This window comes from Leclercia sp., assembly GCF_036780805.1.
Classification (GTDB): Bacteria; Pseudomonadota; Gammaproteobacteria; order Enterobacterales; family Enterobacteriaceae; genus Enterobacter.
This window is the reverse complement of sequence record NZ_DAIQCE010000002.1, coordinates 65,757-77,398: the sequence shown is the minus strand read 5'-3', so window position 1 is coordinate 77,398 and position 11,642 is coordinate 65,757. Positions and strand designations below refer to the sequence as shown.

The following is an 11,642-nucleotide window of genomic DNA, read 5'->3' as shown; positions in this document are numbered from 1 at the left end:
TGAGCTGACAAAGCGGAGCGCAAATAAGGTCTATCATTAGAGAGAGTTACTTACCCGGGAGGCAAATGATGAACAAGGTTGCTCAATTTTACCGTGAACTGGTCGCCACATTAACTGAACGTCTGCGTAATGGAGAGCGTGATATCGATGCGCTTGTCGAGCAGGCACGCCTGAGGGTGACGCAGACGGGTGAGTTAACACGTACCGAAGTGGAAGAGGTGACCCGTGCCGTGCGCCGCGATCTGGAAGAGTTCGCCCGCAGCTATGAAGAGAGCCAGGATGAGGTCGCCGACAGCGTATTTATGCGGGTGATTAAAGAGAGCCTGTGGCAGGAGCTGGCGGATATCACCGATAAGACGCAGCTGGAGTGGCGTGAGGTGTTCCAGGATCTTAATCATCACGGTGTCTATCACAGCGGCGAGGTGGTCGGACTGGGGAATCTGGTGTGCGAGAGCTGCCATTTTCACCTGGCTATCTATACGCCGGAGACGCTACCGCTCTGTCCTAAATGCGGCCATGACCAGTTTCAGCGGCGGCCGTTTGAACCTTAACAGGTAAAACGATGCGCAGGCTCTGCGCATCGTTTTAAGGTGTCACTTATTTATAGGTGATGATCTCTGTTGATTTGAAATTCTGCGTTCCGCCCATGTTGGAGGCATATTTATGGGTGGAGTTGAGAATCAGTTTTTGGGCGTTCAGCGAACCTACGCCACAGGTCCTGAAGAGACCACAGCTATAGCCCCCGTTGACGACCTGTTTCGCGGCCAAGGTCATGGTATATCCGGCATAGACGCCACCACGGTTAATGAACTTACCGTTTTTCTGAGTGTTGATTTTCAGATCGCCATGCGCCTGGATTATGCTTTCGTTGAGCATGTCGAACCAGGTCAGGAACTCAAGGTTATAACCGACAATACTGCCGCTGTTGGTGGTGGAATAGTTATCGATGAATACGCTGGCATAATTAGCATCAATGTAACCAGCATTGTCGAGGGAATAGCTGCGTGTCTTCATCGACTTACCTGCAGAGATAACCCCGTTTTTCGCGTTTTTTATGTTGCCATTGGTAGCGATTTCGATGGTATCGCCCGCGATTTTTCCTTCATTAACGATAGCGCCATTCCGGGTTACGCCGCCATTAGAGGACTTAATCAGCAGGTTATCTGTACCGTGAATATTCCCTGTCACTGTGAGTTTATCACCGCCAAAAAGTACGGTGGTATCTTTCGCGTGAGTGGAACCGCCGTTGGTGATGTTACCGATTGCTGTAACGGAGAGCGTGTTATCACTGCTCAGCATCGAACCATAGGTGGTTTTGAGGTTGCCGTTAGTCGCAACCACCAGATTTTCGCTGGCTTTAATGGTACCGGTATTCTCAATATTGCCGCCTGTCGTGATTGACATCTGCGAACTATTGGCGATGGTACCGCTGTTGTTGAGTTCACCATTGCTGCTGATCATGGCGATATTTTTGGTAGAGATGGTTCCGCTATTTTTCAAGGTGCCGGCTGAGGCAATCTGAGCCACGTAACCATTGTTGGTGATCGACCCCTCGTTGATCAGGCTGCCGTTGCTGGCCATGGCGAGGCTGGTATTCGCCACGATGGACCCTTTATTACGCACGCCAAAGCCCAGGTTGTTACCCACCATGGTAATGCTGCCTGCTTTTACGCCACCGAGACTGGAAACGTCGAGGCTGTATTCAGGGATGATGGTTTGCAGCAGGTTTGCTGTTTTACCGTGAGAGGTCACGCTGCCGGTGGTGTTATCGAAGGTGAAATTACCGGTGCTGATCGTGGCGTTTTTGGCGTTAACCATGCCATTCAGGTTAATGGTATCCGCCAGCAATGCGACATAGTTGTCGTTAGCATACATGCCATAGGCATCCACGGAAATTTTGCCACCGGTGACGTTATAACTCGCAATGGCGCCGGTGCTATCCAGATTAACATTACCGGTGGTCATCACCACCTTATTGGCGTTAATGAAGTTACAACCTGAGCAGCTAATACCGTTCGGGTTAGCGATCACCACGTCAGCTTTCTGACCATTAACTTCGATAAAGCCGTTCAGTGAACTGGATTTATTGGAGATCACTTCATTAAGGATGACGGATGCACCGCCATTCGTGAGATTATTATTTTTTGCGATGCCGCCTAAGGTACTGTGTGTCACATCAGCGCCACTGTTATTAAGAATCAACCCTTTATTATTAACGTTGAATTCACGGTACATGTTATGCGAAACACCTGCAGCATTCGGTGCTTCAATATCAACAACGGTGGCGCCGGAATGGTGAAGATAAATGGTCGGGTCGGCGAGAACACAGGTTGAGGTTAATGCGGTAGCAAGTGCAACATAAGAAAGTTTAAATTTAAACATTTAATAAGATCCTTTAAAAATATTCCTTGAGATAAAACGATTTATAAAAATGAGTAAGACGCTATTTGTTTTTGTGTGGCTAATACCTCCATTGTAAAGAAAACCCCATATTAAGCGCATCGGTATGATAGCTTTTGGGTTTAGTGACCGGGGTACCGAGGAAGAGATCATACTCTGTGGAAAGTACCCGGCCACGTAAGCCAGCTACCGTGCCAGATAATACTTTTCCCTGCTGGTATTGATCGCTGCCTATAATTTTTCCAATATCCAGACCTAAATAAAACTGCTGGTTCGGCACGGGCATATCCCAGATAAAATCATTGCGCATATACCATCCTTCGCTACTGGACAGCGTTCTTTCACCATCAAATCCACGGACAGACCAGCGGCTGCCGATGTTAAAGCTATTATCTGATGACAATTTATCGGGGCTGATCTGAACGCTTAACGCAGGCGCATAGGTGAACTTTTCGCCGGTACTGGCGAATTTCATCAAGGCCTTAATATCGGCGCGCAATACCCGTGCCTCGTTGTCAAACAGACCGGCTTTTTCTTCCGGGGTCGCCATGGAACTTAACCATCCTAAGCGGCGTTGCACGCTAAGGCCGGCATCAACGACTTTGTTATTAAAGTAATGCTGATGACGCAGGCTCAGCTCCCAGGCCGGGTTCTGTTTGCGCATAACGGACAATTCGCTGCCGCCAAAATAGTAGCGTGAACGGCTTTTAAATATTCTGGCTACCAGGCTGGTTTTTTGTGTTCTGGTTTGCGACAGAAGCCTTTCGATAGTTGCGCTGAAATAGCGGTTTTTACTCTCATAGTCGGTTGAAGAGAATCTTCCCTTAAATTGCTGAAGATAGGTACTTTGCGAGGCATAGACGCTGGCGTTCCAGTAGCCGAAAGGAATGGAATAATAGATGCTGGCGTTATGGTTGCCGTCGTCATGCTGGTTGTACTCAACGTCGCCGCCCGCGGCGACGTACAGGATATCGTTCAGGGTGGTCAGATCGTACAGGTACAACGAGCCGCCCCCCTGGTAGCGTCCAGTGGCGCGACTACCGGCGTCGTCCAGCCATGCCCCAATTTGCCACGGTTTTTTCATCTGACGGGTAAGAACGATCTCGGTTTCACCGTTCTGTTTGCCTGGCTTCAGCTGCATATGCGCGGAAGATCCAGGCAGACGCTGAAGATTGGCCATACCTTGTTCGAGGTCTGATAGCTTGAGGATCTCATCTTTAGTAAAGGGCAGGCTGTTCCACAGGCTGATCTTGCTATTTTCTTTCTTTGCATCCCAGGCGATGCTTCCCACTTTGCCGTAGGCCAGCGTCAATTTTAAAATGCCATTCGCGATATCCTGCGGCGGAATATCTATTAAAGACGTAATATACCCCTGGGAAATAAGTTCGTTTTGCAGCGCCTGGGCAAGCAGATTAATACCTTTAATACCAAGGCAGTGAGAATTCGCCTGACTTGCCAGCTTGTGCAACAGTTTTTTGGTCAGCTTATCGTCTTCCGATTCAATAAGTACGCCGTTGATATATTTACAGACGTCTTCTTTAGGGAAAATAATCGTTTTGTTGCCTGACGAGGCTCTGTCGGATTTAAATTCTTGCTGTTGCGGCGCCAGCGATGCCTGGCGAGCCTTATCCTGCTCTGTCTGGCTGGCAGCTGACTGGAAAGCGCTGGCTTCAGCGTCAAAGCTTAAGGACAACAAGACGAAAAAACCGGTTATAGACGTCAAAGCAATTTTTAGCATATAGGAAATCCATTTTATTTGCGGGCTTTAGTGCTGCACCATTATGAGAATCCTTCTCATAATATTAGCGGTTAGCTTTGATTAAATATTATAAAAATAAATCAGATGGTAAAATTAATTATATTTTTAGGAAAGGTTAATGATTATCCCGATGTTTGGCTGAAGTAGGGGTTATTTTAAAAGCGGCGGGATATTATCGAAGGTGAGCGCGTTGAGTCCAGCCCTTTTTGACTCATTTTTTTATGAATTGATATATGGATATAATGTCAGGTATGTGAAATATGAATTCAGATTATTTCAAATTTGCGCCTCCGGATATAGCGAGGCGCGAACCAGTAACGGCATACTTTAGCGATAAAACGCCAGCCGTTCTGCCAGCAGGTCAATAAATGCTTCACGTTGAATATCGATCATCACCTGCGTATTAGGCTTATTTCCGGTGAGGCAATAATAATCCACTACCGTCATGCCCTGGGTATATTTCCCCTGGGTTTCCACCCCAACCCAACGCGCTACGGTGGTGAAGATTTCCGGCTTCAGTAGCCAGGCGATGGTGCAGGGATCGTGCAAGGGAGCCCCCTGAAACCCCCATTTCTCCGCTTTATGGTACTCCATAAAGAAATCGAGAAGCTCTGCGACCGTGGTCGCCACCGGATTACCGATCTGGCGAAAACGCTCAATGTCCTCCGCCATAACTTGTGCCCGGTGGGTCACGTCCAGACCGGCCATCACCACCGGAATACCGGACTGGAAGACCATTTCGGCGGCTTCTGGATCAACAAAGATGTTGAACTCAGCTGCGGGTGTCCAGTTACCCAGCCCCATCGCCCCGCCCATGATCACAATCTGGCCGATTTTGTTATGCAGTTCCGGGTGGCTATTCAGCAGCAGGGCGACGTTGGTTTGTGGCCCGGTCGCCACCAGCGTCACCGGTACAGGACTCTCACGTAACACTTTTGCCATCAGCTCAACGGCGGTGCAATCCTGCGGGGTAAAGCCGGGCTCGGGCAGGGCAGGGCCATCAAGGCCGCTCTCCCCATGGACGTTATCGGCAATGATCAGATCGCGCATCAGGGGCTTGACTGCCCCGCCAGCGACCGGAATATCGCTGCGCTTCAACAGGGTCAGCATTCGCAGCACATTGCGCAGGGTTTTGTCCGGGGTCTGGTTCCCGGCAGAAGAGGTTACCGCCTTGAGTTCCAGTTCGGGTGAAGCAAGGGCCAGGACGAGTGCGATAGCGTCATCATGACCCGGGTCGCAATCGAGGATGATGGGTAGTGCCATAGAATTCTCCATTTCTCAGTGTTGTTTTGTGACAAGGCTAACGCTGATAAGAAGAGCAGACGAGGTAAACAGATGAAAAGCGTGAAGCAGTGCGCAATCTGAGCGATTGCGCACCGGAGAGATTAATGCAGGATTTTGGCGAGGAAATCTTTGGCGCGATCGGATTGCGGATTAGCAAAGAACTCCTCCTTGGCGGAGTCCTCCACGATTTTCCCTTCATCCATAAAGATGACGCGGTTCGCCACTTTACGCGCAAAGCCCATTTCGTGGGTCACCACCATCATGGTCATCCCTTCATTCGCTAGCTCGACCATGACGTCCAGTACTTCGTTGATCATCTCAGGGTCGAGTGCGGAAGTCGGTTCATCAAATAACATCGCCACCGGATCCATACAGAGCGCACGGGCAATCGCCACACGCTGCTGCTGACCACCGGAGAGCTGCGCCGGGAACTTATCGGCATGAGCAGAGAGGCCCACGCGCTCCAGCAGTTTCAGCCCTTTTTGACGCGCAGCGGCTTTATCGCGCTTAAGGACCTTCACCTGTGCCAGAGTCAGGTTCTCAATGATCGACAGATGCGGGAACAGTTCGAAATGCTGGAACACCATCCCGACGTTGGAACGCAGCTTCGCCAGGTTGGTTTTCTTGTCATTCACTTTGGTGCCGTTGACGATAATCTCGCCCTGCTGCACCGGCTCAAGGCCGTTCACGGTTTTGATCAGGGTGGATTTGCCCGAGCCGGACGGCCCGCAAACCACCACCACTTCGCCCTTTTTCACTTCCGTGGAGCAGTCGGTCAGCACCTGAAAGTGCCCATACCATTTAGAAACATTTTTCAGGGAAATCATTACACTGTCCTTTTCTTCAGCCAGCTGACCAACAGCGACGCGCTTAAACTAATTACAAAATAGACCGCACCTGCGAACAGGATCATCTCAACCTGAGTACCATCGCGCTCACCGATGGTGGAGGCGGTGCGGAAGAAGTCTGCCAGGCTCAACACATAGACCAGCGAAGTATCCTGGAACAGCACAATACCCTGGGTCAGCAGTAGCGGAACCATGGCGCGGAACGCCTGCGGCAGAATGATGAGCTTCATCGACTGCCAGTGGGTCATGCCTAGCGCCAGTGCGGCGCTGGACTGTCCGCGGGAGATACTCTGGATCCCGGCGCGGATTATTTCTGAGTAGTAGGCCGCCTCAAACATCGAGAAGGCCACCATCGCTGAGATCAGGCGGATATCGGATTTCGGCGACAGGCCAAGCACATCCTGCAGCAGCCCAGGTACGATCAGGTAGAACCACAGCAACACCATCACCAGCGGGATAGAACGAAACACGTTGACGTAAGCGGTGGCAAACCAGGCGACAGGTTTGAAACTCGACAGGCGCATTACCGCCAGCAGGGTGCCCCAGACAATCCCGATAATTATCGCCGTCAGGGTGATCTTCAGGGTGACGATCAGGCCATCAATCAGGTAGGGCATGGAAGGAACAATGGAACTCCAGTCAAACTCGTACATTATTTGCCCCCCAGATTGCCCGGCAGGCGAATTTTACGTTCGACCAGGTTCATCACCAGCATAATCACGGCATTAATCAGCACATACGCCAGGGTAATGGCGGTGAAGGATTCCCACGCGTGCGCGGAGTAATCGAGCAGCTTGCCCGCCTGCGCGGCCATATCGACCAGACCAATGGTGGAGGCGATGGCCGAGTTCTTCACCAGGTTCATCATCTCCGAGGTCATCGGCGGCACAATCACGCGATAGGCATTCGGCAGCAGCACATAGCGGTAGGCCTGCGGTAACGTCAGGCCCATCGCCAGGGCTGCGTTTTTCTGGCCGCGAGGAAGGGACTGGATCGCCGCGCGCACCTGCTCGCACACGCGGGCGGCGGTGAACAGACCCAGGCAGAGCATGGAGGAGATAAAGAACTGAACGTTAGGATCCAGCTCAGACTTGAACCACATGCCGATATCTTCCGGCAGCAGTTCCGGGATAACCAGGTACCAGGTAAAGAACTGCACGATTAACGGAACGTTACGGAACAATTCGACGTAGCAGGTTCCCAGCGAAGAGAGAAAACGGTTAGGCACGGTACGTAAAATACCGAACAGCGAGCCGACGAGAAAGGCGATGATCCATGCCGTGATCGACAGTGCGACCGTGACCTGAAAACCGCTCCACAGCCAGCCAAGATAGGTGGTGTTGCCGAACGGGGCTTGCTGCAGAAAAATGCCCCAGTTCCAGTCGATTGACATAATAAACTCCAGAAAAAAAAGGGTAGCAGCGCTACCCTCGAAGATTGGTGAGAAGCTTTAATGTTCGCGCTGAGTGGGGAACGACCACTCAACGTTTAGTCTGTCCGCGCTTCCCGACAATCGAGAGGGCAGGAGATCCCGCCCCTTAATGGTTCTAATTAGTTAAGTGCCTTGTCATTCGGTTCTTTAAACAGTGCCTTCATGTCGTCAGACAGCTCAAAGTTCATGTTCAGATTTTTTGGTGGGATTGGGTTCTTGAACCACTTATCGAACCATTTTTCCGCGTCGCCGGAGGTCTGAACCTGAGCGATGGTGTCATCGACCAGTTTCTTAAATTCCGCGTCGTCTTTACGCATCATGCAGCCATAGGCCTCTTTAGATTGCGCGGTGCCGACGATTTCCCAGTTGTCCGGTTTCTTCGCTTTTGCACGCTCACCGGCCAGCAGGGCATCATCCATCATAAACGCCACCGCGCGACCGCTCTCCAGGGTACGGAAAGAGTCACCGTGGTCTTTGGCGCTGATGATGCGCATGTCCATTTTCTTCTCTTCGTTCAGCTTGTGCAGCAGCACTTCAGAGGTGGTACCAGAGGTCACGACTACCGCTTTGCCTTTCAGGTCGTCGAAGTCTTTAATCTCGCCGCCTTTTTTGGTCAGCAGACGGGTGCCCACCACGAAGATGGTATCGGAGAAGGCAGCCTGTTTCTGACGCTCAAGGTTGTTGGTGGTGGAACCACACTCAAAATCGAAAGTGCCGTTTTGCAGCAGCGGGATACGGTTTTGTGAAGTGATTGGGATCAGCTTCACTTCCAGATCCGGTTTATTGAGCTTCTTCTTCACCGCGTCAACGATGGCGTTGGAGTAATCCTGAGAGTAACCCACGACTTTTTGCGTGTTGTCGTAGTATGAGAACGGAACAGAAGATTCACGGTGGCCGACCACAATCACGCCGTTTTTAGCGATCTTTTCCAGGGTACCGCCCGCTGCCGGGGCAGCATCTTCAGCGTGCACGACGCCTGCGGACAATCCCATTACCAGCATTGCTGTGGCCAGTTTACGTAATTGCATATCCAACTCCTTTTTTATCAGCGTCAGGTGCGCATTGATATTCGGTGTGATGTTGTTATAGCTCGCGCGATACGAGTGCAGTGTTATACGTGTTTGTTAACATTTAGTCTGGCTTAATGTAAAGATTTTGCTGCGTTATTGTTTATTTTTGCGAAGCGCGCCGCACCATTCAGAGGCATAAATCTTCCGTTGCACCGTTTCGGTGCTACCGGCGAACTATGCTGGTGCGACCAGGTTGCACGTTAAGCCAAATCGCGTTTACGAGAATAAACAAAGCAATAGGCGTGCCAGAAATGAAAGTCTGAGGAAGTTGCCGGGTGGCGGCTGCGCCTTACCCGGCCTACAAAACCGTAGGCCCGGCAAGCGTAGCGCCGCCGGGCAAAGAGGTGAGGGGGCGAATTACTTACTACGCTGACGAAGGCTCATCAGCACGGCACCAAAGCCGAACAGCGCGGTCAGGATCCACAGCGGCCAGTTGCCGGTACGGGCGTAAGGCGTCAGCCCGGTCGTCGGGGTGACCTTCGCCGTCAGCACGTCGCGGGTAAACTGCGGGAGCATAGCCTGAATTTCGCCCTGCGGACCGATCACGGCGGTAATGCCGTTGTTGGTGCTGCGCAGCAGCGGGCGTGCCAGCTCCAGAGAGCGCATGCGCGCCATCTGGAAGTGCTGCCACGGACCGATGGACTTACCAAACCAGGCATCGTTAGAGATGGTCAGCAGATAGTCGGTGTTCGGCCGGAAATTATCCCGAACCTGCTCGCCGAGGATGATCTCGTAGCAAATGGCGGCGGTCAGCAGGAAGCCGTGAGCGCTGAGCTGAGGCTGAACGTAGGGGCCCCGGCTAAACGAGGACATCGGCAGATCGAAGAACGGCGCCAGCGGACGCAGAATCGACTCCAGCGGGACAAACTCACCAAAAGGCACCAGGTGATTTTTGTTGTAGCGGTTGGTCGACTCATAGCTGTAAGGGTTATCTTTCCCCAGCGTGATGATGGTGTTGTAAGTGTCGTAACGGTTCTGCTTGTTCAGACGCGCATCCACGATCCCGGTGATCAGGGTGGTGTCACGGGCGCGCAGCAGATCGTCCATCATGCCGAGAAAACGCTGCTGGTTAATCTCCAGATCCGGGATCGCCGACTCCGGCCAGATAATCAGCTGGGATTTGCCCATCTCTTTCTGGGTGGCATCCAGATAAATTTTCAGGGTGTTGATCAGCTGACCTTCATCCCATTTCAGCGACTGGGGAATATTACCCTGCACCATCGACACCTGGGTGGCGCGTTCTGGCTCAAGGGTAAACCACTGGATATAACGCAGCGGGAAAGGCAGGGCAAAGAGGATCAGCGCCGCCGCCAGCGGACGCCAGTTGCGCTGCACCAGCGCCAGCACCAGCAGGCCGCTCACCACCATCAGCAGGAAGTTGATTGCCTCGACGCCCATCACCGGCGCCAGCCCTTTCAGCGGGCCGTCGATCTGGCTGTAGCCAAACTGCAGCCAGGGGAAGCCGGTCAACACCCAGCCGCGCAAAAACTCGGTGAGCTGCCAGACCACCGGCGCAGCAATCGCCACCCGCAGCCAGCTGGTTTTCGGCCACAGGCGCGACAAAATACCGGCAAACAGACCGGTATAGAGCGAGAGGTAGGCCGCCAGCAGCACCACGAGGAAGACATTTACCGGACCTGGCATACCGCCAAATTGCGCGATACTGACGTAAACCCAGTTAATACCGGAGCCAAACAGGCCCAGGCCCCAGACATAGCCAATCGCCGCCGCCTGTACAGGGCGTCGGTTAAGCGTCAGCCCCTGAAGCCCCATCAGAGAGAGGAGGGCGGCAGGCCAGAAGTCATAAGGGGAAAAAGCCAGCGTACCGCTGGCTCCGAGGATCAGCGCCAGCAGCAGACGTATGCGCTGGCGTTCAAGCAGTGGGGCAAATGCCATTTAAATCAATCATCCAGTGTGGGTTGCGGAGCGTCGTCCGGCATTCTTACATGAACCTGAATAATACGTCGACTGTCGGCCATTGCGACCTTGAACTGGTAACCGTCTATTTCCACGGTTTCACCGCGTGCCGGAAGGTGACCAAAGGCCTGCATCACCAGCCCGCCGATGGTATCCACCTCTTCATCGCTGAAGTGGGTGCCGAAGGTGTCATTGAAATCTTCGATTGGCGCCAGCGCACGGACGGTCCAGGTGTGGCGGCTCAGCTGACGGAAGTCGATATCCTCTTCTTCGTCATATTCGTCTTCGATTTCACCCACGATCAGTTCAAGAATATCTTCGATGGTCACCAGGCCCGAAACACCGCCAAACTCATCGATAACAATCGCCATGTGGTAACGTTGCGAGCGAAACTCTTTCAGCATGCGGTCTACCCGCTTGCTTTCCGGAACAACCACCGCCGGACGTAACACTTTTTCCATGCTGAAGGCTTCAGACTCGCTGCGCATAAACGGCAGCAGGTCTTTGGCCATCAGAATCCCCTCGATGTGATCTTTGTCTTCGCTGATGACCGGGAAACGCGAGTGGGCAGACTCGATAATGACGTCGAGGCACTCTTCCAGGGTCTGGTTGCGTTTCAGGGTAATCATCTGCGAGCGGGGGATCATGATATCGCGAACGCGTTGGTCTGCGATGTCCATTACCCCTTCGAGCATTTCGCGCGTATCTTCGTCGATAAGGTCGTTTTGCCCGGAGTCACGGATAAGCTCCAGAAGTTCGTCACGGTTTTTAGGTTCACCGTGGAACAGCTGGCTCAGGAGGAGGGAGAAAAATCCCTTTTTGCTGGTTGGAGTGTCGCTACTGTGTGAATTGTCGTCGCTCATGGCGTTTGTTAAGGGTTCTCATGTTGATTTAAAAACTGCCGTCGCGGACCTGGGTCTGACACGACGGCA

General features: G+C 52.4%; 10 protein-coding genes. 1 reads left to right on the top strand and 9 read right to left on the bottom strand.

The features are described from left to right. The first annotated feature begins 68 nt into the window (after positions 1–68). A complete protein-coding gene (locus V7Q49_RS09675; RefSeq protein WP_333850596.1) occupies positions 69–551 on the top strand; it encodes a zinc ribbon-containing protein in 483 nt (160 codons plus the stop codon). 46 nt (positions 552–597) lie between these two features. Here V7Q49_RS09675 and V7Q49_RS09670 read toward each other — a convergent pair whose 3' ends face one another. From V7Q49_RS09670 to corC, 9 genes are all read right to left on the bottom strand, one after another. Continuing rightward, complete coding sequence (locus V7Q49_RS09670) at positions 598–2,382, bottom strand: filamentous hemagglutinin N-terminal domain-containing protein (RefSeq protein WP_333850593.1); 1,785 nt, start codon at positions 2,380–2,382, stop codon at positions 598–600. A 79-nt stretch (positions 2,383–2,461) separates the two neighbouring features. Beyond that, on the bottom strand, positions 2,462–4,138 hold the full coding sequence (locus tag V7Q49_RS09665; RefSeq protein WP_333850591.1) for a ShlB/FhaC/HecB family hemolysin secretion/activation protein: 1,677 nt from the start codon (positions 4,136–4,138) through the stop codon (positions 2,462–2,464). Between the two features lie 348 nt (positions 4,139–4,486). Then, complete coding sequence (gene rihA / locus V7Q49_RS09660; protein WP_333850589.1) at positions 4,487–5,422, bottom strand: pyrimidine-specific ribonucleoside hydrolase RihA; 936 nt, start codon at positions 5,420–5,422, stop codon at positions 4,487–4,489. Between the two features lie 122 nt (positions 5,423–5,544). Beyond that, complete coding sequence (locus V7Q49_RS09655; protein WP_333850587.1) at positions 5,545–6,270, bottom strand: amino acid ABC transporter ATP-binding protein; 726 nt, start codon at positions 6,268–6,270, stop codon at positions 5,545–5,547. Beyond that, positions 6,270–6,944: a glutamate/aspartate ABC transporter permease GltK gene (gene gltK, locus V7Q49_RS09650; RefSeq protein ID WP_333850585.1), complete on the bottom strand. Its 675-nt coding sequence runs from the start codon at positions 6,942–6,944 to the stop codon at positions 6,270–6,272. The genes V7Q49_RS09655 and gltK overlap by 1 nt, the downstream gene beginning before the upstream one ends. Then, entirely contained in the window at positions 6,944–7,684 is a 741-nt protein-coding gene (gene gltJ / locus V7Q49_RS09645; protein WP_333850584.1) for a glutamate/aspartate ABC transporter permease GltJ, read from the bottom strand. The genes gltK and gltJ overlap by 1 nt, the downstream gene beginning before the upstream one ends. A gap of 158 nt (positions 7,685–7,842) precedes the next feature. Further along, positions 7,843–8,751 carry an amino acid ABC transporter substrate-binding protein gene (locus V7Q49_RS09640; RefSeq protein ID WP_333850582.1) on the bottom strand — a complete coding sequence of 303 codons (909 nt, stop codon included), beginning with the start codon at positions 8,749–8,751 and terminating at the stop codon, positions 7,843–7,845. Positions 8,752–9,150: 399 nt separating this feature from the next. Continuing rightward, positions 9,151–10,689 (bottom strand): apolipoprotein N-acyltransferase, encoded by a 1,539-nt coding sequence (gene lnt, locus V7Q49_RS09635; protein WP_333850580.1) that lies wholly within the window; start codon positions 10,687–10,689, stop codon positions 9,151–9,153. Between the two features lie 5 nt (positions 10,690–10,694). Further along, on the bottom strand, positions 10,695–11,573 hold the full coding sequence (gene corC, locus V7Q49_RS09630) for a CNNM family magnesium/cobalt transport protein CorC (RefSeq protein WP_142488683.1): 879 nt from the start codon (positions 11,571–11,573) through the stop codon (positions 10,695–10,697). Between the last annotated feature and the right edge of the window lie 69 nt (positions 11,574–11,642).